This is a genomic window from Bradyrhizobium sp., from assembly GCF_035484855.1.
Lineage (GTDB): Bacteria > Pseudomonadota > Alphaproteobacteria > Rhizobiales > Xanthobacteraceae > Bradyrhizobium.
On the sequence record NZ_DATHOP010000135.1, the window covers coordinates 64,180 to 88,036 of the forward strand.

At 60.9% G+C, this 23,857-nt stretch carries 20 protein-coding genes, 2 tRNA genes and 3 pseudogenes; 12 read left to right on the plus strand and 13 right to left on the minus strand.

Features of this window, described 5'->3' with window-relative positions:
• Positions 1-90 precede the first annotated feature (90 nt).
• The 4 genes from VK804_RS15230 to VK804_RS15245 form a co-directional block, all read right to left on the minus strand.
• Complete coding sequence (locus VK804_RS15230) at positions 91-891, minus strand: outer membrane protein (RefSeq protein ID WP_325371648.1); 801 nt, start codon at positions 889-891, stop codon at positions 91-93.
• A 383-nt stretch (positions 892-1,274) separates the two neighbouring features.
• Entirely contained in the window at positions 1,275-2,108 is an 834-nt protein-coding gene (locus tag VK804_RS15235) for a creatininase family protein (protein ID WP_325371649.1), read from the minus strand.
• Positions 2,105-2,671, minus strand: coding sequence for a hypothetical protein (locus VK804_RS15240; RefSeq protein ID WP_325371650.1), 567 nt, complete (start codon positions 2,669-2,671; stop codon positions 2,105-2,107). Before VK804_RS15240 ends, VK804_RS15235 begins: the two co-directional genes overlap by 4 nt.
• 209 nt (positions 2,672-2,880) lie before the next feature.
• Entirely contained in the window at positions 2,881-3,990 is a 1,110-nt protein-coding gene (locus VK804_RS15245) for a hypothetical protein (RefSeq protein WP_325371651.1), read from the minus strand.
• A 303-nt stretch (positions 3,991-4,293) separates the two neighbouring features.
• On the opposite strand from VK804_RS15245, the gene VK804_RS15250 reads away from it, so the two are divergent.
• A complete protein-coding gene (locus VK804_RS15250; RefSeq protein WP_325371652.1) occupies positions 4,294-4,965 on the plus strand; it encodes a hypothetical protein in 672 nt (223 codons plus the stop codon).
• Between the two features lie 231 nt (positions 4,966-5,196).
• Here the strand turns inward: VK804_RS15250 and VK804_RS15255 are convergent, their stop codons facing one another.
• The 3 genes from VK804_RS15255 to VK804_RS15265 form a co-directional block, all read right to left on the minus strand.
• A complete protein-coding gene (locus VK804_RS15255; protein WP_325371653.1) occupies positions 5,197-6,279 on the minus strand; it encodes an LLM class flavin-dependent oxidoreductase in 1,083 nt (360 codons plus the stop codon).
• A gap of 230 nt (positions 6,280-6,509) precedes the next feature.
• Positions 6,510-7,529, minus strand: a complete 1,020-nt coding sequence (locus tag VK804_RS15260; RefSeq protein WP_325371654.1) for a beta-propeller fold lactonase family protein — start codon at positions 7,527-7,529, stop codon at positions 6,510-6,512.
• A 255-nt stretch (positions 7,530-7,784) separates the two neighbouring features.
• Positions 7,785-7,862 (minus strand) — tRNA-OTHER (locus VK804_RS15265).
• A 435-nt stretch (positions 7,863-8,297) separates the two neighbouring features.
• Here VK804_RS15265 and VK804_RS15270 point away from each other — a divergent pair.
• Genes VK804_RS15270 through VK804_RS15280 form a run of 3 tightly spaced genes read left to right on the plus strand, consistent with a single transcriptional unit; the run spans position 8,298 to position 10,109 of the window.
• A complete protein-coding gene (locus tag VK804_RS15270) occupies positions 8,298-8,705 on the plus strand; it encodes a c-type cytochrome domain-containing protein (RefSeq protein ID WP_325371655.1) in 408 nt (135 codons plus the stop codon).
• Positions 8,706-8,725: 20 nt separating this feature from the next.
• Positions 8,726-9,313 (plus strand): hypothetical protein, encoded by a 588-nt coding sequence (locus tag VK804_RS15275; protein ID WP_325371656.1) that lies wholly within the window; start codon positions 8,726-8,728, stop codon positions 9,311-9,313.
• 49 nt (positions 9,314-9,362) lie between these two features.
• Complete coding sequence (locus VK804_RS15280) at positions 9,363-10,109, plus strand: hypothetical protein (RefSeq protein WP_325371657.1); 747 nt, start codon at positions 9,363-9,365, stop codon at positions 10,107-10,109.
• A 245-nt stretch (positions 10,110-10,354) separates the two neighbouring features.
• Here VK804_RS15280 and VK804_RS15285 read toward each other — a convergent pair whose 3' ends face one another.
• Positions 10,355-10,942: a NapC/NirT family cytochrome c gene (locus VK804_RS15285; protein ID WP_325371658.1), complete on the minus strand. Its 588-nt coding sequence runs from the start codon at positions 10,940-10,942 to the stop codon at positions 10,355-10,357.
• A gap of 34 nt (positions 10,943-10,976) precedes the next feature.
• Positions 10,977-11,282, minus strand: coding sequence for a cytochrome c (locus VK804_RS15290; RefSeq protein WP_325371659.1), 306 nt, complete (start codon positions 11,280-11,282; stop codon positions 10,977-10,979).
• Positions 11,283-11,448: 166 nt separating this feature from the next.
• Here VK804_RS15290 and VK804_RS15295 point away from each other — a divergent pair.
• The 3 genes and pseudogenes from VK804_RS15295 to VK804_RS15305 all read left to right on the plus strand — a co-directional run.
• Positions 11,449-11,571: pseudogene (locus VK804_RS15295) on the plus strand (methyltransferase type 11); the annotation flags it as partial.
• 1,236 nt (positions 11,572-12,807) lie between these two features.
• Complete coding sequence (locus VK804_RS15300) at positions 12,808-15,219, plus strand: DmsE family decaheme c-type cytochrome (protein WP_325371660.1); 2,412 nt, start codon at positions 12,808-12,810, stop codon at positions 15,217-15,219.
• A 70-nt stretch (positions 15,220-15,289) separates the two neighbouring features.
• On the plus strand, positions 15,290-17,749 hold the full coding sequence (locus VK804_RS15305; RefSeq protein WP_325371661.1) for an MtrB/PioB family outer membrane beta-barrel protein: 2,460 nt from the start codon (positions 15,290-15,292) through the stop codon (positions 17,747-17,749).
• Positions 17,750-17,785: 36 nt separating this feature from the next.
• On the opposite strand, the gene VK804_RS15310 is transcribed toward VK804_RS15305, so the two are convergent.
• Both VK804_RS15310 and VK804_RS15315 read right to left on the minus strand, forming a co-directional pair.
• A complete protein-coding gene (locus VK804_RS15310) occupies positions 17,786-18,091 on the minus strand; it encodes a cytochrome c (RefSeq protein WP_325371662.1) in 306 nt (101 codons plus the stop codon).
• Between the two features lie 17 nt (positions 18,092-18,108).
• Positions 18,109-19,191, minus strand: coding sequence for a sensor histidine kinase (locus VK804_RS15315; protein WP_325371663.1), 1,083 nt, complete (start codon positions 19,189-19,191; stop codon positions 18,109-18,111).
• A 300-nt stretch (positions 19,192-19,491) separates the two neighbouring features.
• Between VK804_RS15315 and VK804_RS15320 the strand changes: the two are divergent.
• Positions 19,492-20,141: pseudogene (locus tag VK804_RS15320) on the plus strand (CBS domain-containing protein).
• A gap of 10 nt (positions 20,142-20,151) precedes the next feature.
• Positions 20,152-20,691 carry a GNAT family N-acetyltransferase gene (locus VK804_RS15325; protein ID WP_325371664.1) on the plus strand — a complete coding sequence of 180 codons (540 nt, stop codon included), beginning with the start codon at positions 20,152-20,154 and terminating at the stop codon, positions 20,689-20,691.
• A gap of 138 nt (positions 20,692-20,829) precedes the next feature.
• Here VK804_RS15325 and VK804_RS15330 read toward each other — a convergent pair.
• Together VK804_RS15330 and VK804_RS15335 are read right to left on the minus strand one after the other, a co-directional pair.
• Positions 20,830-20,906 (minus strand) — tRNA-Arg (locus tag VK804_RS15330).
• Positions 20,907-21,165: 259 nt separating this feature from the next.
• Positions 21,166-22,641, minus strand: coding sequence for an ATP-binding protein (locus tag VK804_RS15335; RefSeq protein WP_414642788.1), 1,476 nt, complete (start codon positions 22,639-22,641; stop codon positions 21,166-21,168).
• A gap of 386 nt (positions 22,642-23,027) precedes the next feature.
• Between VK804_RS15335 and rpmH the strand changes: the two genes are divergently transcribed.
• The 3 genes and pseudogenes from rpmH to VK804_RS15350 all read left to right on the plus strand — a co-directional run.
• A complete protein-coding gene (gene rpmH, locus VK804_RS15340; protein ID WP_008542748.1) occupies positions 23,028-23,162 on the plus strand; it encodes a 50S ribosomal protein L34 in 135 nt (44 codons plus the stop codon).
• Between the two features lie 25 nt (positions 23,163-23,187).
• Complete coding sequence (gene rnpA, locus VK804_RS15345; protein ID WP_325371666.1) at positions 23,188-23,574, plus strand: ribonuclease P protein component; 387 nt, start codon at positions 23,188-23,190, stop codon at positions 23,572-23,574.
• An 18-nt stretch (positions 23,575-23,592) separates the two neighbouring features.
• Positions 23,593-23,857 (plus strand): annotated as a pseudogene (locus VK804_RS15350) (membrane protein insertase YidC); the annotation flags it as partial.

Sequence of the window (23,857 nt, forward strand, 5' to 3'; positions counted from 1 at the left end):
CCCGAACCTGACATCCGCCCTGATTTCCTTCACAACAAGAAAAGCCCCGGCCAAAGTCGAGGCCCTTTTGAGTCGTCGAGAGAAAGGCGATCAGTATCTGGCGACGACCGGGCCGCCGAAACGGTAGTTCACACGTACCGTGAAGATGTCCATGTCCTGTTGGATGCGGTCGCTCCGTGAAAATGTCCCAACCGGAGCGGTCAGGCCGGTGGCGGTGAAGTTGACGGTGTTCGAGCCCATGAATGCGTGACCGTATTCGCCCGCAACCGACAGGTTCGGGATAATGCCAAATTCGACGCCCACTCCGGCATAGCCGCCGACCCGGGTTTCAGATGCGGTATCGAACGCGGTTCCGGGAACGGTGAAAATACCGGTGTACTTGTCGGCCGCAACGGCGGCGCCGCCCTTGCCGTAGATCAGGACGTTGTTGATCGCATAGCCGATCTGGCCCGTGAAGAGCCCGATGGCGTTGACCCTGGATTGATCGGTCACTGCAGGTCCGAAAAACAGGCTGGGGTTGCTGCCACGGTAATTGGCCCAGTCGCCTTTTGCTTCCAGACCGAATACCCAGGCGCTTCGCTGCCAACGGTAACCAGCCTGAGCGCCGGCCATGCCGCCGCTCGCGGTGCTGCGGCCTTCGTGAACTGCAGGAGCAATGACCGTCACTATTCCTCCACCCCCAATACTCGTGGCGTCCCAGCACTTGCGAGCCCAACCGCCGCCGCCATCGACACCAATGTAGAAGCCGCTCCAATCATAAATCGGCGCAGCAACGACGGCCGGTGCTTTGGTGTACATCCGGGCCGGAAGATCGGCGGCTGACGCCGCACCGATGCCGAACAAAGTTGCCGCCGCAACGGTTACCGAGAGGATCGGCTTTGAAATGCGCATAATATCCTCGTCAAGTCAGTTTTTGATTTTGATACTCGCTCACTATAAGCCTGCCCGGCAGCCTGCTCGATTCCCAAATGGAACCAACATCTCGATTTGACCCAGGTGTTGCGGAGTACCACCGGTTCAGCGCAGCGCGTAGGGCGGATTGGAGCTGAAGGCGTAATCCGCCGATCCAGACCTTGAGAACTCCGGCGCCTTGAAGGACCGTCGCCTCGGCGACCGCCGATTATCGCGGGTTGTCGAGTCGCTCGTTAGCAAAAGATTTGCGTAGCGCTATTGGTCGTCCAGGCAAGACGGCGGATTACGCCTTCGGCTCCAATCCGCCCTACGGCTCTACAAGCCGGCTCTACCGCCCAAGGGGACGCCGCAACCGCCAGGCATTAATCTTCCTTGCCGGCCGTGGTCTTTTGCCCGCGGCCCGGTCGCCACACCGGATCCGGGCGAGACCACAGCACCGGGTCGCGGATCGCTTCGGCCAAGGCCTCGGCCTGCACGCGAAGGAAACGCGCGCCCTTTTCGGCTGACGCGGTCCGCGGGTCGCCCCAGGTGCCGGTGATCGGCGCGCGTTCGGAGAAGGAATAGAACCGCGAGAATCCTGCCGGCGGTCGGATCGGGGATGGCGCCTGCTGCATCGCCTCATCGAGCTTGTGCTCTTTCACGATGTCCCCCGCGATCGCCATCATGACCGAGGTTTCGCCCTCGCAAGCATGTTTCGGAGCGGTGTCGGACTCGAAGATCGCCGCGATCTTCGCGGGCGCCAGGAACCATGGCGTCGTGGCCACGATTGGAAAGTCGTAGGCCACCGCCAGTTCGCGCGATGCCACCGCAAGCGGATCGATATTGCCGCCATGGCCGTTGACGATCAGCAAGCGGGCAAAGCCCAACGCGCGAAGCGACCGCACGATGCTTTCAAGGATCGCGCGATAAGCGGCATAGTCCACGCTGATCGTGCCGCCGAAAGGCAAATGATGCTCGCTCAAACCCAGCCAAAGGCCGGGCAACACCGCGACCGGTACCAGATTTGAATCCTCCGCCACCAACCGGGCGGCCGCAATCGCGGCGGCGCTGGCGCTCGCGGTATCGGTGATGACAGGCAGATGCGGGCCATGCTGTTCCAGCGAGCCGGCGGGCAGGATCGCCAGCGCCCCCTCGCGCGCGGCGATCTCGCGCAGCTCCGGCGCGGTCATGCGTGCCCATTCGACTTCAACGCTCATGGCGATCTCCGAAATGATCTGGATGGAGGGGATTGCACGCCAGTCCTGGATGGCTGCGGCGGCGTGTCTGCCCCGGCCGCCCCGAGTGCATCGTCGATGCGGCGTAGCACGTCGTCGCGGAGTTCGCCTGCGCGCACCACACAGGCGCGGTGTTCGGCGGTGAGAATGGCGATTTCGCGTTCGCCCGGCGCGTCGTTCGCCCCAGCCAACCTGGCGCCGGCGCGCCGGCTTTCCGCGTCGTAGCGGCGATGGTCGAGCAGGCTGACCGTCTGTTCGAGTTCATGCAGCGCGGCAAGTACGGCTTCGTCGCCCTCGCCCGGCAGCTGCATGATCGCATCGCGCAACACGTAGCGCGCCATGGTGTGACTGCAGGCGAGGTTTGCGACACGCACAACCTCGGAGCAGAGGCCGACGCGCGCAAAGCCGGAAGGGCTGCGCGTGCTCCGCACCGGATCGCCGTCCGGACCGGCCGGAATGCTTTCATGCGCCATGCCGCACGGCGAGGAGCGCAGCGCCTCGACACGGCGGCGGAGCGCAATCAGGGCTTCTACTTGAGGCGCCATCGACAGCCTGCCAGAAACAAAGAGGATGAGTACACGCAGAATGTTCGCAAGTTTTATTCTGAATGTGGCAATTTAGCGCGCCCGAAGCGCTTCGCGCCGTCTGGTTATCTTATTAAAATCAATAGATTACATAACAGAATAAGAGTCTCGTTGGACAATTTGTTGGACGTTTTTTACGTAGTACCCACTGGATAGATGACCGTTGTGGACTACCGGCGGTTCATTCGCAGTGTGCTGATTTTCAAAGGCTCGGCGGCAAGCGCGAAAGTTAGGTTGCGCTGAGAGGTTTCTTCGTGCTCGCGTAACGCTGCGATGATGGTGGCGTGATCGGTCGTAAAAAGTAGTTTCTGGTCAAGGCATGCATCAACCTCCTCCTTAGACCGATCCGGAGACACGAGGCCGAAGGTCAGGATATTGCGAACCATTGGATCGACTTTGATGCCAGGCTTCGTCGCGCCGGTCGCGCCGATGTCCGGATCGACGCGCCAATAGTCGTCGCGATCGAAAAAAATCATCGGCGTCAGTTGTTTGAGTTTTTTTACGTAGTAGTTTCGCTCAACATCTTGGAAAATTTCGCGGATCGTGCCGCCGCCACCGCGACCGTAAATGATGCCCGCACGCGAATTGTTGACAAGCGCTTCTTCGCGCAAGCTGTTTTGAAAATACTTCGCGTAATGTGTGGCAAACGGCATCGTCGGCTCGGCTCCATAGATCCACGTGGGAATTGCCAAGCTCACGGGCAGGATGGCGGGCGCTTTTGCCCGGACCTCAAGCGATATTTTTAGCCAATCGCGCGCCTGCGCAATTGCGCCCAACTTTTCCTCTTTGATCGTCCAGTCCGCCGCAAAGAGTTCATCGAGTTCCGGGGCTTTTGGGACCTTGCCCATCTGGGCGATCGCATCGTCGAGCGGTCCCGCCGTATCAAAGGACGAGAATGCTACTCCTAAATGCCCCGCTTCCATCACGCCGGGGCCACCTCCCGTGACGAGTAGAAAATGCGCCCGCGCTAGGTCGCGGGCGAGATGAGCGATCGCCGCGTAGGCGGGGTGGTTTCTTGGAAGGCTGTGTCCTCCCATGATTCCCACCAGCGGTCGCTGAACGGTCTTCAGGAAGCCGCGCAACGCATCGGCCATTGCGGCATCATGCGCTGCTTGCTCAGCGCTGATTGCGAGAGAGGCGGGTAACGGCCCGCCATTTGCAACGAACTCCCGGTAAATCGAGAAGTCGTGCGAGAGCGCGTAGCCCATTGGGTCCCATGGGTTGAATCCTCCCAATAAATCCTCGGCGGTGTAGAGCTGATGCGGGATCGTGACGGACATAGTAAACTCTCCGAGCTTTATCGCGGCAATTCGACGCGCGTTATATGCGCGACGCACGCATTGCGCGAGTGCCATATTCGTGCATGATGCCGCGGGCTAACGAGGGCTCAAGTTACGATCAAAGCCTATGCGAGCGCGTGCCGCAGCGCTACAGGCCTCGAAATTTACGGCTTGAACGCCACAACACGGAGTTTTCACACAGTCTGCAAGAATAATAATGAGACAGGCAAAAGAGCCGGATCGGGCGCGCCCTATGGAGCGGCCCTGTGGCGCGGCGGAATCAAAACCAGAGCGGAGGAAAAAATGTCCGATCCCATCGAGGCGAAAGGCGGCGCAGGCCCGGCGCCGGGTTACACGCCGGCCGGTGGGCCTCGTTTAGCCGAGTTCCTGGACGGCCTACCCGTGACGACCCGCTGGATCCACCATCATCGCATCGTCTGGCAGACAGGGCAGCAGAACGCTCCGGAAGGCCAGGGTCCCATGGCCGAGACGCATTGCAGCGCCTTCATCGCCGCGGTCGCCCTCATGCTCGACATCTACCTCTTGCGCCCTCCCCATCACAGCCAGGAGTTGCTCGCCAACGCGCAGGCCGCTTGGCTCGCGGGCGAGGCGACATATCCCGGCCCCACGGCCGCGGACTCAGGCTGGATCGCGCTCGGCTCGAGCGGAACCGCCGGAGCCCTCAAGGCCGCAGTCGAGGCCGCTAATTTGGGGCGGCTCGTCGTCGCCGTCTACAAGGCTCCGCCGGTTAAAAAGTCGGACGGAAAGCTGCATCAGATTCCCGGCCACGCCTGCATCGTTCGTCCGCAGAGCGCAGCGGTCGTCGGCGACGACGGCCCGCGCGTGATGTCCGTCGCCGACGTCAACCGGCCCGATACAACGATGCGAACGGCGTTCCACGCGCATCCCGAAGCGTGGCCGGACCGCATAGGGCTCTATGCGCATCGGACCGATCTCGAGGAAGACTCGCACTGAGCGGGTGTAGTTGCAGCTGCGTTCGCCAAGCCGCAAGCCGAGGCGCGGAGCGACTCGACACGGCGGCGCAGCTCAATCAGGGCTTCTACTTCAAGCGCCATCGACAGCCTGCGAAAACGGAGGAAAAGAAATTAGCATGGCTGCACGCTTTATCGCTGCCACCTAATGCTACCACCGGCAATATGAACTCAACAACCTGCGCATCGCCTATAGCCACGGGCGCGTTTTCGCTCAGGCGTTTGGGCTTGATGGCCCCGCGGCGGCGGTTCGCTGCCGCACGGCGGGAAGAACCTTGCGGCCAAGAAGCTCGATGCTGGCGAGGATCTCGTCCTGGCCCATCCCCGGCCAACTCACACGCATCGAGAGGTGGTTGATACCGCAGCGATGCTGGGCGACCAGCATATCGATGACGCTTGCGGGCGCGCCCACCGCAAAACGCTTGGACGCCAGCGCGCGGAACTGTTGCTCGGGGGCGGCGTTCAGATCGAGCGTGAGTCCCTCCAGGCCCCACGACACATAGGATTTGTATTTCTCCATGAGAAACGGGGCCGAGCGGCGGATCGCGGTATCGTCATCGGCCGCGCAGCCCACCTCGAGCAGTCGGCAAAAATGCTCCCCGGGCGGCAGCTTGGTCGCGGACCGCGCGGACTTGAACTTCGATATCTGCGCGTCGAGTTGGTCGAGCGTGACTGTCGGCACCGAAAGCAAGCCGTCGCCGATCCTGGCCGCCCTCGCGATGGCCGCGTCCACTTGCGCGCCAATAAGGATGGGCGGGCGCGGCGCCTGCAGCGGGCGCGGTGCAATGGCGGCGTCGCTGAATTGCCAGTGGCGTCCGGAATGCGTGACCCGGTCTTCGCTCCACAGCCGCCGGATGATCTCGACGGCCTCAATGAACCGGCTCACGCGCTCCGACACGGGCACCCCGAATATCTGGAACTCCTCGGGCCGATAGCCGAGTCCGACGCCAAGCAGGAACTTGCCGCCGGTGATGACGTCCAGAAAGGCACCGGCTTCCGCCAGTTCGACCGGATTGTGCAGCGGCAGCAACGTGACGTTGGTCCCGATCCACAGGCCCTCGGCTTCCCCGGCGAGCCGATGCAGCAGCGGCAGCTGTGGAAAGAAGTGGAAGCCCGGGGTGATGTGGTGCTCGCCGGCCCAGATCGAGTCGAACCCGAGCGAACGAACAAGGCGCACTTGCTCCACCGTTTCGGCGAAACGACGGGCAGGATCATCGCCTGCCGGGTGCTGCGAGTTCAGGTAGATGCCAAGCTTCAATGCCATGTTCCCCGCCATCGTGCCGTGTTCGGCGACCACGGTATCACATCTCGCGACGCGCTATCGCGAGGGGTGAACTTCAGGACGGCAACAAAAACGGGACGATGTCGCTGCGGTCGATTTGGGGCGCAAATGTTTGGCTGCACATTGATTTTGGGAAGGCGCGGCGCGCGCATCGAGCGCGCAATCGGCTGTGTTGGAGGTGCCCGGTTCTGTACGAAATGGCGCGCCCGAAGAGATTCGAACTCCTGACCCCTGGATTCGCTATTCTAGGGCGACGGCCCGATGGCGACTCCGTGGGGAGCCTTCTCAATTGTTAGCGTCGCCGACACATTGTTGGCGGCCGTGTCGATTACCCAGACAGTGCCGAAATTACCGGCTTGATCCTGGCCCGCCGCATAGACCTTCTTGCCGTCCGGCGTCATGGCCAGCCCTATCGGGTTATGTAACCCGGCGACCGTTGCCACCACCGTGTTTGAAGCCGTGTCGATCACAGAAACCGCGTTGTTGTTGTTCGCCACATAAACGCGCTTCCCATCCGGAGTGATGGCCATCCCCGAGGGCCCGGACACCCCGCTGACGTTCGCCACCACCGTGTTGCTGGCCGTGTCGATCACCGATACAGCAGCGAGTTCCCCCACGTAAGCGCGTTTCCCATCCGGGCTTACCACGACCATTGGGGAACCGTTCGTCGACGGGGCGCCGCCAACCGGGATCGTTGCGAGTGTAGAACCGGGGGCGGTATTGATAACCGAGACATCCGGGGAAGCGCTGTTCGCCACGTAGACGCGTTGTCCATCCGGCGAAACGGCTAGCCCCATGGGTCTGGCCCCGACCTGGACCGTGGCTATCAATCTTGGGGGTCTATTTTCGCTCGCCTGGATCACCGAGACACTGTTCGAGTTGAAGTTGGAAATATAGGCGAGTCTTCCATCCGGAGTGATGGCTACGCAAGCGGGAGCAAGACCCACCGGAATAGTGCCGACCACCACGTTGCTGGCCGTACTGATCACATCAACAGAGTTGACGTCGGTGTTCGTCACGTAGACAAATTTTCCGTCCGGGGTAACGGCAAGCCCGCGCCCGTCACCGGAAATCTGGGCCGAGGCCACCACTGAATTGGTGGCCGTGTCGATGACCACGACGTCATCATGACCAGCCGTTACATAGGCGAAGGGTGCCGCCTCCGCCGGCCAGGTGCTGACACCCGTAATCACCGCCGCGGCCCAAAGAGCCGCAAAAGCTTGTTTCCGTCGCGCGCCGTTTCTTTTGTTGTTCTCGCTTTGCATGGAATCCTCCTGACCGACACACCCAACATGAACGAGTGCTGCATCGCTCGCACCGGTTCGATCGGCCAGCCCACGCGACGGCGAACTTGCGCCCTTGCTGCTGGTGCGCACGACGGACTCGCCCGACATGTCGGCGCGAAAACCGCTCGGTTACGGCGGCCTTCGAAGCGACACCTGACGTAGTACAGACGGAATATGCTCGTGCAGAGCGTTTGTGGCGTCAAGCCCCGCATCTTGTTCTGAGTCGTGACAAAATGGCGCGCCCGAAGAGATTCGAACTCCTGCCCCCCCTAGGCGTCGCCGAAAAACAAACCGAACTGCAATTTCAAACGCCCCCGAATCGTTGCTTTTGCGAATTGTCAGCAAACGGTGAAGGATCGGTGACGGGGTGAAATGCCGAGCCCCAAGCAGGCATACCTCAACGCAGAAAGCGGTACTGCAATTCTTCGAGGCCAAAAACCAGATTGAGGCCAACCCCACCCTGAATCGAAACAGGTTTCGGGCGACGAGTTGTCGCCACGACGTCGAGCCCAAGCTCGGTGATGGTGCCTGCGGTGGTCAGTTTTCCAGGTTTTCGGAGCCACCGGAAGTTTTAGCTTTATGTCGGGCACCGGACATGGTAGTTGTTTTTGTCCGTTGCGCGCCACCACCGACCGAACGCAAGCCGGACCCTTCGCGTAAGCCGAAATATCAAACTTCTGGACGGCCTCGTCGTACGAGGCCGGAATTGCCGACGCTTGCGCCCGAGGCGCCTTTAGGGGAGGCAATATGATCAGGCAGAGCCTTAGTGCGATCATCGTCATCGCGAGTGGACTATTGCTTGTGGGAACATCAGCAATTGTGCCGACTCGACAAGTCTGCGCGGCGCCGCCGGCGTTGAGTTATGCAGATGACATTGTCCCAATCTTCAAAGGCTGGTGTGTGTCTTGCCACCAGCCCGGTGGACAAGGCTATGAGACGAGCGGAGTTGATCTCACGAGTTACGCCGGTTTGATGAAGGGGACCAAATTCGGAGCGGTCGTCATTCCCGGACAACCCGACACAAGCAGCCTCATCGCGCTCCTATATGGGCGGACGTCTTCCAAAATACGCATGCCGCTCGGGCACAAGCCGTTGCCGGGTTGTGTTCTCAATAACATCTGGACGTGGATTTTCGAGGGCGCAAAAGACAACTGAGCAGCAATGTTGCTTGACCGTTGGATGTGATCCCCGGATGGAGCTGCGATGAAAGTCAGCCCCTTCGTCCGAGCAAAAGACGACAAGTCAAAGAAATTCTCCAGATTATCGAGGTTAGCACAATGAATAGACGATCCTTAGCCCGTATCGCAGGTCGCGGCGTTGTCGCTGGTGCGGCGGGCGGCATCGCGGAGATCATCTGGATTTTCGTCTATGCCTCGGTTACCGGCACAGACGCCGCGTCCGTGGCGCGAGATGTGACAACGGCAACCGGGGTCAATTTGCTGTTGCAAGGCAGCCCGGCCGCATTCGGGGTCACAATTCACATGATGTTGGCGGCGGTGCTTGGAATCGCCCTCGCCTTCTCATGGACAGCGCTCTCGCGGCGCTGGCCGACGCGGGCCAACCCCTACGCGGTTATGCCCGTTGCATTGGCCGCCGTATGGGCAATCAATTTCTTGATCATTCTGCCGCTGATCGATCCGCATTTCGTTCAGATCGTACCTTATTCCGTCAGTCTGATCTCGAAACTGCTATTCGGCGTTGCCGCAGCCGCGGCGTTGTCGCCTACCCGGCGCAAGTCGATGCCGATACCGGCGTCAAATTGAGGGCACGCTTCCATTGAACCTGCCCGTCAATCTTCAAGGAAGCATGCCAATGACCACCTTACGCAGTCTGCCTGTCGTCTTCCGGGCGCTGTTCAGCAGTTTCCTGATCATGATCGGTATCGGATATCTCACGGCGCTTTCGCTGCTGTACTTTGTCGATATCGAACCGCACAAAGCGCTTGGGCAGAGCGTTGTTGAGGGGATAAGCCAAATATATCACGGAGCGCCTCGCGGAACGCGCCTCGAGGCGGCGCTGCTGGGGCCGATGTCGAACAGATTGTCGCCTGATGACCGGACCAGGATATTTCAATGGTTGGACAGAGGCGGTCGGGCCGAAGATTTCGCCAGCGTCGCACCGATCTTCACCGCAAATTGCGCAGGCTGCCACAATCCGAAATCGGGATTGCCGATTCCACCGCTCACGAACTATGAGGAAGTGGCCAAGATCGTGCAGCAAGATCCCGGCCCCAGTGTCGCTCAGTTGGCGCGCGTGTCGCACATCCATCTGTTCGGAATCAGCATCATATTTTTGCTCACTGGCGCAATTTTTAGTCTGAGCAGTGCGCCGATTTGGCTTCGCGTCAGCCTCGTTGTCCTTCCGTATGTCACGATCGTCATGGATATCGGTTCCTGGTGGGCTACCAGGTATTTCAGTCCGATATTCGCCTATATCGTGATCGGCGGCGGAGCTTTGATGGGCCTGGCGCTGGCCTTTCAGATCTTTGTCTCACTGTGGGAAATGTGGATCGAGCCGGTGAAACGGGCATTCGGCTTCGCGGGCACCCGCTCATCCTAGCGTCGATTCGGATTTTGCGGAAATCGCCCTCGCGACGATGCCACAGCATGCAGGCATCTGACGTTTGCTGGATGGAGGCGCGGCTCTGCTGGCGTATTCCGACTCAGCCAATCAGGACGCGCAGCGCCTGGTCATTCTCGCTCGATGCGCTCCGTTTGTTGCAGAGAAACCACACTCTCGCAAATGTCGGGTTGCCGACAATGTTCCCGGTAAGGACTACGGTGCCGATCTTCCGCTGAGTCACGCTACTTCGGCAGATGATGTGCGATGCCTTTGTGGCAATCGATGCAGGTCGCGCCGCTCTTCAGCGCCAGCATCATGACTTGCGACGCCGGTGACTGCTTGTGGGGGTCCATCGAGTCGGTCGAATGGCAGTTGCGACAGGCGAGGGAGTCGGTCTCCTTCATGGTGGTCCAGACTCTCTGGGCGAGCACCGCTCGCTTCGCTTCGAACTCCTCCGGCGTGTCGATGCTTCCCATGATGTGATGATAGAGATCCGTGGTGGCCTCGATCTTGGCCATGACCTTGTAGATCCATTCCTTGGGCACGTGACAATCCGGGCAAGTCGCTCGAACGCCGGATCTGTTCTTGTAGTGAATCGTATTCTGCAACTCGGCATAGTTCGTGCGCATCTCGTGACACGAGATGCAGAAGGATTCCGTGTTGGCCAGTTCAAGTGCCCAGTTGAAGCCGCCCCACAGCATGACGCCCGCGAGGCCGCCGACAATCAGCAGTCCTGCGAGTGAAAAGCGGACGCTGGGGCTCCAGAGGACCCTCCACAACCGCCTCACAGTGCTCTCGGATGGAGTGGAAGCGGTCGATGGTTCGCTCATGCGTGTCTCCCGGGACGGGATTACTTAGGCGCGATTACTTAAATGAGGCGTAGTAGGCGGCGAGGTTCTCCATATCCTGATCGCTGAGCGTAGCCGCGATGCCGTTCATTATGGGGCTGGACTTGGCGCCGGACTTGAAGTCCTTGAGCGCCTTGAGCAGGTCGGCCTCCGGTATACCGGCCAGTTTCGGATTTGGCGCAACGCCCTCGCCTTTTTCGCCGTGGCAACCGGCGCACAAGACGGCCTTGGTCTTTCCTGCGGCGGCGTCGCTGGCTGCGTGTGCAACACCAACTACCCCGAGCCATCCGAAGACCCCGACTACGATCAATTTCTTAATCATGGTTGTAGCCCTTTCGGTTAGGCAAGAGAAATGCTTGCTAGTACCCTGAGGCCTGTTCAAGGGGCAATTCCCTTGCAGAACGATCTGGATCGATGTTCCCACTCTAAATGCTTTTTTGCAACATTGGATTGAGTAATTTTTGTTGGCTGGTCTGTTTGATGCCTCCGCAGGCGTCCATATCGTCGAAGCCACCAAGCAGGTCTACCGCGCGATTCTCGCGGCATGCGGACCCACGCGGCTAATTCCGGCGCTGGAACCGGTACTGGTGCCGTCGTCATTGCAGCGGCGGGACGAGGGTAAGATGCCGTCCCTGCGAAAGTGTTTGGTCCCGGGAGATTGGGTTGATGGAATCGGTGTAGAAGGGGCATCCGTCACATTGAGGGGCGCGTTGTGTCGTGGAGCTAGCTCTGCACGCCAATGCGATCACCGCTCCAAAGGACCCGATCCTACATCCAGCGCAGCAAGAAGCCGGTGGCGGAACTGGCGGGTGAACTCGGTGTCAGCGAGACCACGATCCATCGCTGGCGCGGCCGGACCAGGTCGGCGACCGAGATAAATTGCTCTGATGTTTTAAGGTCCACGGTTCTGCGTTCTCGATGTTAGGACTTTCGACGCCGGGCTTGCGTCTAACGGTTGCGAGGCTTCCCTCGTGGAGCGACTGCGCAGATCGTCTGTGCCTTGACAAGGCCACGTTGCAGGAAAAGCACACTCTCGCAAAAGTTGATTGGCGATAATGTTTTCTTCGCGCAACCCTTGGCCAGGGCGATATCGTTGCGTTTGGCCGAGGGAAAACGTCATGCAGCGTTCGAGAGGCGCTCTTGCTGCTGAATTTGCAGGCCATCTCGCTGGGCTGGGCTGGATTCCAGCGGCTCTCGCAGGAGCGGTTTTTTCTGTGCTGCTCGCCTTCGCGCCCCTGGTCTATGCCGGGGACCAGCGAGAGGAATCTTTTGCTGTCCATCACGGCACCGATGGTCCCGACCCGCACGCAGGAATCGCGGATTTTGCGGCGCTGACGGAGTATGTCCGGCAGATCGGCCCTGAGCCGTCAGGGCCTGTAGCAAGCCATGGCAGCCCACATCCCAATTTTGAGAATGCCGATTTTACCGCACTAAGCGAATACGCTTCCGAAATCGGGGTGGGACAGCCGTCCGATACAACGGAGAGCGACCCTGGCTGGGTTCACCCTCAAGTTGGCCGCGTAGAGGTCGCCGCCGCCCTTCCGCCGGCTTCGGCAGCCGCTGAGCGACCTGACTCGGAATTGCGTTCGCATGTCAGCGGCCATTTCGGCGATCCAGAGTTGGCTGCACTGCGTGACTACGCTCAGGAGATAGCAGGCGATTCTCCCAGGCCGGCGGATTCGACGATCCGGTTGGCGAAATCGGATAACGCATTTGACGCCTTGCGCGAGATGCTTCGAAAGCAGGCGCAACCAACTCCCGCTCCCGATGCGGTGCCGGACACCAGTCCGGCGAGACCGGTGCCACCGGCCGCAAGACAGGGTCCATCCTTCACCGATGCCCATCGAATGGGGTCTCAGACCTGTCTGTACTGTCATGCGGTCCAGGCCGAGACGTTCGGCCAGACCTTGATGGGGAGGATCAGCAAAACCCAGCCGGCGAAATTCGATTGCGAGAACTGCCACGGCCCGGGCTCGGCGCATGTTCAGGCGGTCGGATGTTCGGCCTGTCACGGCGAAGGCGGCATCACCAAACGGGCTGGAATACCAAGCCTCGTCGGACAAGACCCGCAATATCTCGCGCAGGCGATGAGGGCTTACGTGACCGGCCAGCGCCGGCACGACTTGATGAGGCTGGTACTCTCCGGTCTGGGAGAGGCGGAAATCCACAATATCGCGTCCTATTATGCGCGACAGCCGGCCGACCGGGCGAAAACCCCGCCGATAGGTGACGTCGCCGCCGGCAAGGCCGCCACCGCCCTTTGCGCCGGCTGTCACGGCGAACTCGGTATCAGCATCTCGCCTGCGTGGTGGCCGAGCCTTGCGGGCCAGGATGCGCAGTATCTCGCCGACGCAATAGGCGCCTACAAGAGCGGAACGCGCAGCAAGGTGATCGCCTGCGCCGGATGCCACGGCGAGGGCGGCATCAGCAGGAAACCGGGAATACCGAACCTTGCCGGCATAGGTCAGCAATATCTCGTGACGGCGATGAAGGAGTATGCCTCGGGTGAGCGCAGGCACGGGGTGATGAAGGCCCTCCTGTCGGGTGTCGATGACGGCCAGCTCAACAGCTTTGCGCTTTTTTATGCGCGGCAAGCTCCGGCCACGGCACAAACACCTGGACTCGGAAATCCCTCGGCCGGCAAAACTGCCGCCTCTCTCTGCACGGGATGTCATGGCGAGGCGGAAGGCAGTGTGTCAAATGCGTTTCCGAGCCTTGCCGGCCAGGACGCACGATATTTGAGTGCGGCGATCAAGGCCTACAGAGACGGGGCGCGCCACAAGATTGTTGCGTGCGCCGCCTGCCACGGTGAGCGTGGCATCAGCAACAAGCCAGGCGTTCCGAGCCTTGCCGGGCTTGCTCCACCGTACCTCGTGGCTGCCATGAAAGCCTACGGCGCCGGCCAGCGCAAACACGCCGTCATGAACGCTCTTCTCGCCGACGTCAGCGAGTCCGAGCTTAACGACATTGCCAACTTCTATGGGCGGCAAGTCCCGGCCCGGGCGGAGACCCCGCCGCTGGGCGATGCCGCCGCCGGCAAGGCCGCCAGCGCGGTTTGCGCGGGATGCCACGGCCCGCTGGGCGTGAGCGCGAATCCGGCCTGGCCGAGCCTTGCCGGCCAGGACGCAAGATATCTCGCCGACGCGCTGAAGGCTTACAAGGATGGTTCGCGCGACAACGCCATGATGAAGGGAATGGTCGCAGCTCTTGATGCGACGGCCATCGACAATATCGCAACCTATTACGCCAGCCTTGCTCCCGCGCAGCCTCCGCTTCCCGGCAGCCCACAGGCTCCCGCCTCGAGCCGTGAACCGCTCTTGACCGAGAACAAGCTGCTCGCATCGCTCGATGATCGCACCGCGGACGATATTGCGGGCTACTTTGCCAGTCTTGTGCCGGCCCGCTCGGGTCAGCCGAACGCGGTGCAAAGTCCCGCAGGCGGGCGCGAGCCGGTCGTGGTTCGCAATGGGCTGGTCGCCTCACTCGACGAGCGCACGATCAGGGACGTCGCCAGCTACTACGCCAGTCTGGCACCCGAGCAGCCAAGAGACGCGGGACGGATACAAGGGGGGCCTGTGCCCGCTCTCGTCAGTTACTCCCGACCCGCGGATGGCAGCAGTCCCGGCGGCATCGTGTCGTTCCGGAAGGACGACCCTTCCCGCAAGGTCGAACTCAACAACGCGATTTGCCTCGGCTGCCACGAGCGCGGGGAGCGGACTTACTGGAACGGCAGCACACACGAGACCCGAGCTGTTGCCTGCACCGAATGCCATACCGTGATGAGACCGGTATCGCGCAAAGCGGCGCTGAAGACCGAGATGGAAATGGATACCTGCTTCCAGTGCCACAAGGACCGGCGCGCGCAGATTCTCCGTTCGTCGCACATGCCGCTGCGCGAAGGCAAGATCACCTGCTCCAATTGCCACAACCCGCACGGCAGCGCGACAGAAGCGCTGTTGAAGGAAAATTCGATCAACGACACCTGCTACAGGTGTCATGCCGAAAAGCGCGGTCCGTTCCTGTTCGAGCACGCGCCGGTGCGGGAGAATTGCCTGAGCTGCCACGATCCGCACGGCAGCAACAACGAATACATGCTGAAAGTGTCGCGACCGCGATTGTGCGCCGAATGCCACGGCTTCGGTCATGGAGCCCTGACCAACGGGCCTATGGCCGTCGAGACATTCGGCCGCTCGTGCCAGAACTGCCATGTCGCAATTCACGGAAGCAACAGTCCTTCGGGAGCGCTGCTCCAAAGATAGGTGCCAAGTCGAACTTTGAATTGTGGAATGACCCAGCGGAAAGGCGCGCGCGAGCGACGGGATCAAGGCGATGAAGGCCACACTGAGGGTGCTTATCGCAATCGCGGCAACGTTGCTGGGCGCGCTTGCCTGGTCAGCGGGGAACCGCGCGTCGGCGGCGGATGTCGCGTTTTATCCTGCAGAACTTCCACCGTCGGCGCCGGGTTGGTGGTATCACTACTACGCAGAAACAGGCGTCCGCGAATTCCTCAACAACCCGCAGCGGGACGGCGTGACCGCACTCGGTGGCCAGAGTCTCGCGAAGTACTACGAATACAGCACGCTGAAGCCAGGTCCCTTCCTGGGAGGATGGGCATCAACCGGCAGCAACGATGGCTTGTATCAGATCGATGCCTGGGCAAAGAACGTCGGCTACAGCGACCAGCAATACCAGCTCGACGCGTCGAAGGCGGGCCGATTCTATGTCGGAATCGGTTGGGACCAGATCCCGCATGTCTACAGCACAAGCGCGCAAACCCTGTATAACGGCGTGGGCTCCACGAGCCTGACATTGCCGTCGGGATTGTCGAACCAGATGTTCGGCGACGCAGGCTGCACTCCGGGGCCAGCCGGTTGCGGTTTTCCGATAACGCCCGCCAACGCCGCCAAGCTGCAGCAGGACATTGCAAGCAATACACACCAGACCGATATCGGCATCCGGCGTGACACCGTCTCGGTGGATTATCGCTACACGCCGGATGACCATTGGGACTTCCGGGCCGACTACTCGAGCACACGGCGAACCGGCACCCAACCCGATGCAGTCCTCTTCAGCCCCTCCACCGCCGGCGTGCGGGTCGACGTACCGAAGCCCGTCTCGGATACCACGCAAAACTATGGCGCCAGCGGCGAGTATGCCGGTACCTCGTTCTGGAATCAGAAATACAACGTGAAAGTAGCCTATAGCGGTTCGACCTACACGGACAATGCCAGCTCCTACACGGTTGAAAATCCCTTCTGCCCCAGCGGAGCAGTCAACGTCGTCTGCGCGCCGTCTTTCTCTCCTTCGGCGCCCACCGCATTGATGTCCTCCTGGCCGAACAATCAGGCCAACGGCGCGTCCGCGACGACAGGTGTCGACCTCCCCTTCAACAGCCGCTACATGCAAACTATTGCCTACACCAACATGCGGCAGAACCAGCAATTTCAGCCGTTCACCCTGACGCCCTTCACCACCACCGGCGGCGTGCCCCCGGGATGGGGCGGTATTCCCGGCATTCCCGTGAACTCGGTCGCGGCCTTGCCGGCGCAGAGCCTCAACGGCAACATCAACACGGTCCTGGTCAACAACGTGATCACGACGCAAGTCACGCCCGATCTGAAGATCAAGACCAGCTATCGCTTCTACGATTTCGATAACGGCTCGCCCGAAATCAAGTTCGCCGACTGGATGCTGGTCGATGCCGTTTCAGCCAAAAGCTTCTTTGGCGCCCTTGCGCCGGTGCAAAGCATTTCGATTTCCTACAACAAGCAGAACATCGGCAGCGAAATCAACTGGCGTCCCTCGAGCGAGTGGAATCTCGGCGCGATGTACGGCTACGAGCGCTACGACTGGGTGCGGACCGACGTCAACAGCACACAGGAGAACTCAGGCAAGGCCTACGTGGACTGGAAGCCGATCGATTGGGTTACCGCCCGCGCGAGCGTGCTGGCCGCGGAGCGGCGCTACGACGATTACAACTATCTGGCATTTGTCGGCTCGGCGCAGTGGCCTGCCGGCGCCGGCGTCACTCAATACTCGACAGCCTATCGACAATTCATGTTCGACAATCGCGACCGCGTCCGGGCTCAGGCGTCGCTCGCTGTCGACGTGTTTCACAATGTCACCCTGACGCCAACCGTTGCCATCAGGGACGACGAATATCTGCTGGATCCCGCGACCGAGGTCGGCCTGAACTCCGACAGGGCCACCTCGGCGGGCGTGGAACTGGCTTGGGTTGCAAGCCCGGATACGAAGTTCGTGATGTCGTACATGCGCGATCATCAGGAGCAATTGATTTCGTCAGCCGGGCAGAGCGTGCCGCCGTTCGCGCCAACCGCCTATTACACCGCCAATGTGGTGGATACCGTTCATACATACCAGCTTGGGGTTACACACGCGGTGATTCCGAACAAACTCGATGTGGGCCTGACATATAGCTATATGTTTGCAATAAACTCGCAGCCGCTGATTTTTGCCAACGGGACGGGCCCGAGCGCCGCAACGGGGGGCCAGTTTCCCGATGTCAGCAACACCTATCAGCGTCTTGAAGCGACGGCGAAATACACGTTCGATGAGGATTTTGTTCGCAGCATGGGATGGACCGGAAAGGTCACCGCGCGACTGCTTTATGCCTGGGAAAACAACAGGGTCACCAATTGGCAGACCGACTTCATGCAGACATACATGTACTCGATCACCAGCAATGCGGGTTACATGACCTGGTTGGCCTGGAACAATCCGAATTTCAACGTCCACAGGATCGGCGCCTCGCTTGCCTTCGCGTGGTGAGAACGCAAGGCCGCAATCCCAAAGTCTATCCCGGCATCACTTGAATGACGCGTAGTAGGCCGCCAGGTTCTCCATATCCTGATCGCTGAGCGTAGCCGCGATCCCGTTCATGACGGGGCTGGACTTGGCGCCGGACTTGAAGTCCTTGAGCGCCTTGAGCAGGTCGGCCTCCGTCATGCCTGCCAGTTTCGGATTCGGCGCGATGCCTTCGCCCTTCTCGCCGTGGCAACCCGCGCACATGACTGCCTTGGTCTTTCCGGCGGTGGCGTCGCTGGCTGCATGTGCAACGCCAACTACCCCGAGCAATCCGAAGATTACGACTACGGTCAATTTTTGAATCATGGTTGTGGCACTTTCGGTTAAGCGACCAAAGACGGGGAATGCAGTTTCGGACCAACTTGACCGCCAAACGTAGCGTGGGTGATCGACACGGTCGTCCCTTGAGGACCGCTCAAGGTTTCAATCTGGGCGCCGAGTTGTTTTGCAAGTGCTTTGACGATGCCGGTTCCCAGTCCGCTTTTCGGCTGGGCAAAGACACCGTCGGGTTTCCCAACACCGTTGTCAGCGACGGAAAGCTTCCAATCGGTTCCGGAAACCTCATAGGCAACGATGATCTGTCCACCTCTTCTATCATCGGTGAATGCGTGTTTCAGTGAGTTAATGACGAGTTCCGTAACGATTAACCCGAGGCTCTCAGCGTCGCGGCAAGTCGCAATCCCACCTTCACCGACCACTTTCAGGATGAGCGGTCGGTCGTCGCCAATCATCGAATGTGAGAGAGCCTCGCAGAGCCTCGTCAAGTAAGGCTGCATTTCCATGGAGCCGATGGCTGCAGAAGCGTGGAGGTGCTGTTGCACGGCTGCAACCGAAATAACCCTGGTGTGCGCGTCCTGTAAATGACGGCGCATTTCCTCTGAATCGACTGACTTTGCCTTCAGCATAATAATGCTGGCAATAATTTGCAGGCTATTGGCGATACGGTGCTGGATTTCATCGAGCAGCACGTCCTTTTGCTGCAGCAGCTCGTCCTTTTCGCGTTCCAGCGCGCGTTTTCCGGTCACATCCTCAATGCCGAGCAAGATGATATTGGCGTGCGAACCGACCTCGTAGAACACCTTTCGCGCATTCAACAGCATCGTACGACGCCCGATGTCGGGAAAGTCGTGATCGACCTCATAGTCTTCCATTTCGCCGCGCTCGGGTATGATTTTGCCCAACAGCAAGCGAAGTTTTGGAATGTCCCACGCACCGTCGCCCAGTTCGAATAGCAGCCTGCCCTGGGTTTCGTCGCGGTTGACTTTGAAGGTCAAATAGAAGGAGCGGCTGGCGGCGACGACGCGCAGTTGTTCGTCGAGCACCACAAGAGGCTCGCGAACGGTGTCCACGATCGCATGCGCGAGCGCATAGGCGTCCTGAACGTCAGTGAACTGTTTTCTGAACATAATGGCGTCCTTACGCTCTCGCGTCCGATCGCCTACGAGAATACGGCTTCCCGCGCCTAGCGTTCGAGCCATCGCAGTACGCTCCCGGGATTCTCTGTACCGAGCGTTGATATGCGCGCTTTCGGCGACGCTACCACCGATAGCGGAGTGAATCGTGAGCAATATTGCTCATATTGGGCGTGTTCTTGCGGGCGCGTTGAGGACTTATTACCGGGTTTGGCCTTGACATCAAGCAATCCGGCTTTGCCTTGCGGATCCCCCACACCTGAAGCAGTTCAATTCCCATTAGGAGATCGTAAAATGCGCGCGCATCAGATCATGACACGGCAGGTCATCACTATCGCGGTTGACGCTCCGATCGTAGATGCGGCCAACATCATGCTGGATAAACACATCAGCGGCCTGCCGGTGGTCGATGAAGCCGGAAAGCTGGTCGGCATCGTCTCGCAACGCGACTTTATCCGGCGTGCCGAAATCGGAACGCAGCGAAAACGCGGCCGCTGGCTGAAGTTTCTGGTCGGTCCCGGCAGGGCCGCCTCCGACTTCGTACGGGAGCGGGGCCGCAAGGTGGGGGAGATCATGACTCCGGATCCTGCACTGTGACCGAGGATGCGACGCTCGAAGACATCGTGGAGCTGATGGAGCGCAACCATGTCAAACGCCTGCCGGTCTTGCGCGGAGACAAGCTGGCCGGGATCGTGACCCGCACCAATTTGCTTCAGGCCGTTGCCGGACTGACGCGCGATGTGCCGGACCCTACCGCTGACGACGATCACATTCGCAATCGCATCATCAGCTCGATCGAGAAATCCCGGCAGGCAGCTATCGTCGCGGCCGAGAATGTGACCGGCGTCACCAAGGTTCACGATCACATTTGCTGGGTCGGACCGATGGCGGGAATGTATCTAAATTCAGCAGAAGACGACAGAGCGCTGAGGGTGACCCAATAGTAGTGTCCTGATGTCAATTGATCGATCGGCCGATCTGCAATGGCAGCGGCATCTTGTGCTCGGGGATGGCTGGCGGATATTTGTCCGGCCGATCAAGCAGAATGACGATCTCATGATTCGAGATCTTCTGGCGCATGTGAGCAAAGAAGATTTACGGCTTCGCTTCTTCGATTCCATCAAGGAATTCTCGCCTCAATTCATCGCCGGCCTGATCGATATCGGCGGCCTTCACGTGACGGCCCTTGTCGCCATTGATGAAGCCAGCAGCGAGATGCTTGGCGTTGTCTGGCTGCACGCCGACGCACTCCGCAAGTCCGGCGAATACGCGATCCTGCTGAGATCGGATATCAAGGGCAAGGGCCTTGGCTGGGACTTAATGCAACTGATGATCGAGCATGCAAAGTCCGAAGGTCTGAGCCGCATAGACGGCCAGATCCTCCAGGAAAATTCGATCATGCTGAAAATGTGCCGGGAACTGGGTTTCGAGGTCAAGACGGATCTTGAGGATCGCGGCGTGTGCAACGTCGCGCTTATGCTCGAAGACTATTGACCCGCCAAGGCGCTTCAGCGCGATAGGCTCTGTCTGGGAGGACAGAGCCTCGATGATATTGCCCTGGTGCTCCCATACTCAGGAATTTGTCATGGACATCAGAATCGCAGAAAATCCGAGACAAAATCAAAGAGCTAATGGCGCGCCCGAAGAGATTCGAACTCCTGACCCCTAGATTCGTAGTCTAGTGCTCTATCCAGCTGAGCTACGGGCGCGTGTTTCGCGTGAGGTGCGGGCTTAACAGCCCGACGGCATCCGAGGAAGGGTTCGGAAGGTCGCGAAAGAGCGCTTTAGCTACCCGCTCCGGCCCGGATTGGCAAGGTCCGGGAGGCGGGCAAGCGGCCACTACGTCATTCCGGGGCGCGCGGCAGCGCGAAGGAAGGAATCTCGCGCGAATTACCTCTGGATTCCGGGTTCATCGCGTTGCGATGCCCGGAAATGACGACCTATGAGAGGGGCGTGTCGGCGGTTATTCTACGCCCGCGCCCGCTCGTTGCGGACGCTCAACAGTTCCACCGGGCGGTCCGGGATCACGATCCGGAAGGTGGCGCCGAGCGTCCCCTCGACCAGATGGATGTCGCCGCCATGGGCGCGGACCAGTTCGGCGGCAATCGCCAGGCCCAAGCCGCTGCCGCCGGGGCGGCCGGAGGTCTGGAACGCCTCGAACAGGTGGTCGCGAGCCTTTTGCGGCACGCCGGGGCCGGTGTCGGACACCTCCACGATCGCGACCGCGCCTTCGCGACGTCCGGTGATGCGGATCTGGGTCGCGGCGTCGCTGCGGGGGCGGTTTTCCAGCGCCTGCGCCGCGTTGCGCACAAGGTTGAGCAGCACCCGAAACAGCTGGTCGGGGTCGGCGTCGACCGTGAGCCCGCGTTCGATCGCGGCGATCCAGGTGATCGAGGCGTCGGCGGCGAGCCCTGCGGATTCGCGCACCTCGGCGACCACGGGCTCGATCAGCATCATGCGGCGGTCGGGCGCGGCTTCCTGGGCGCGGCCGTAGGACAGCGTCGACTGGCAGAACGCGATCGCCCGCTCCAGCGAGCGCATCAGTTTCGGCGCAAAGCGCTGCACCCGCGGATCGGGCACACTGGCCAACTGGTCCGACAACAGCTGCGAGGACGCCAGCAGGTTGCGCAGATCGTGGTTGATCTTGGAGACCGCCAGGCCAAGCGCCGCAAGCCGGCTCTTCTGATGCAGCATCGACACCAGATCGCGCTGCATGTCACTCAGTTCGCGCTCGGCGACCCCGATCTCGTCGCCGCGCTGGCTCGGCACGATGATGCGCGCCGAACTCTCCGGATTCTCGTGGAAGGCCACCAGGCTTGCGGTCAGCCGGCGCATCGGCCGCACGAACAGGAAATGCAGCGCCAGATAGACCAGCCCCGCCGTCAGCGCGCCGATCCCCATTGAGACCGCCAGCAGGTTGCGGGAAAACCGGTACATCGCCTGCCGCAGCGGCTTCTCGTCGATCACGACCTCGATGAATTGCGCGCCGCCGGGCGCCGGCCCGACCACGCGGATGGTCTGGTTGCCGCTCTCGAGCATCGTCTCGAAGGAATCGACGATCGCCGACCACGCCGTCATCTCGCGCATGTCGACGTCGTGATCGATCGCCTGCGGCAAATCGGCGCTCGCCAACAGCCGGCGCTGCTGTCCCATCTTGATGGCGACCGCGCGCGCGCCGATGCTGGTGAGGATCTGCCGCGCCAGCGAATCCGGCACCATGCCCGAGGGCGCGGCGTCGAGCACCAGGGCTGCGGTGTTGGCCGCCGCCAGCCGGTCGTTGAGCCGGTTCATCCGGAAATTGGCGATCGCGGGCACGTAGATCATCATTCCCGCGATCATCACCAGCGGAATGGTAAGCAGCAGCAGCTTGCCGGACAGGCCGAGCCGGCGCGGCGGCTTCGAGCGCGGCGTTCCGATTGCGGGCTGGTCTTCGGTCACTGACACGGTGTTTGCCTTCGACGCCTTAAGGGTTTCGAAGATGCGGTCTGCCCTGGGGACGGTCAAATTACGGATCGCTAATGTCCGGTTCCACCAGTCCCTCATGTGAGCTAGGGGCCGGCTGCCATTCTCGCAAGGAAAAACACCGCAAACATTGATATATTCGGGCAAGTCGCGGCCGTTTCCGGACGGCCCGCGCGGCCTCAATTGTGACAGGCCGCCAGATTGACGAAAACCGGTCGCTCCCGTATAAGCCGCGCCAATTGTCCGCGATGACCCGGTTCGACCGGGGCGGCTCATTTTGGGCCGGAAACGGCCCGCTTCGGGCCCGCCAGCATCACCGGACTTATCTCATTTTCAGGCATGTTTGCCCGGCCGGCGGAGAACGACCCGTGAAGCGGACTTATCAACCCAGCAAACTGGTGCGCAAGCGCCGTCACGGCTTTCGTGCCCGTCTCGCCACCGCCGGCGGCCGCAAGGTGCTGGCCGCGCGCCGCGCCCGGGGCCGCAAGCGCCTGAGCGCCTGAGCCGGGCTTCCCGGGGATTTTCACCATGGATCGGTTAAGGCAGCGGGCGGACTTCCTCGCTGTTGCCAATGGCGCGCGGGCCTCCAGCGCCGCCTTCGTGGTACAAAGCCTCGACCGAAGCGATGACGGCCCGATCCGGGTCGGCTTTACCGTCACCAAAAAGAACGGCACCGCCACCGAACGCAATCGCATCCGGCGACGGCTTCGCGAATTGGTGAAGCGGCTGGAGGCCATGGCTATGCGACCTCACACTGATTATGTGCTAGTCGGCCGCAGGGCCGCGCTTCATTCCGACTTCGCTTCCATGCTCGACGACCTCCGCGCGGCGCTGCGCCGCATCGACCGGCAGCCTCCGAAAGCGCCGTCAAGACCGACCGCAAGCCGCCAAGCGACAAGCCGCCAACCGAATTGAATGACGAGACCTTGAACGATGCTCGATAATCGCAACACCATCCTCGCCGTCATCCTCTCAGGCCTGGTGCTGATCGCCTGGCAGTATTTCTACAACATCCCGCAGATGGAGAAGCAGCGCGCCGCGCAGCAGGCCCAGGCGGAACTGCAGAAGAACGCCGCCACCCAGCCTGCCGACAACAGCTCGGCCACGAACACGCCGCCGCAGGCCGGCAGTGCCCCTGCACCGACGGCGGCCGCCCCGGCCGCGGGCAGTGGACCCGTGGTGGATCGCGACACCGCGA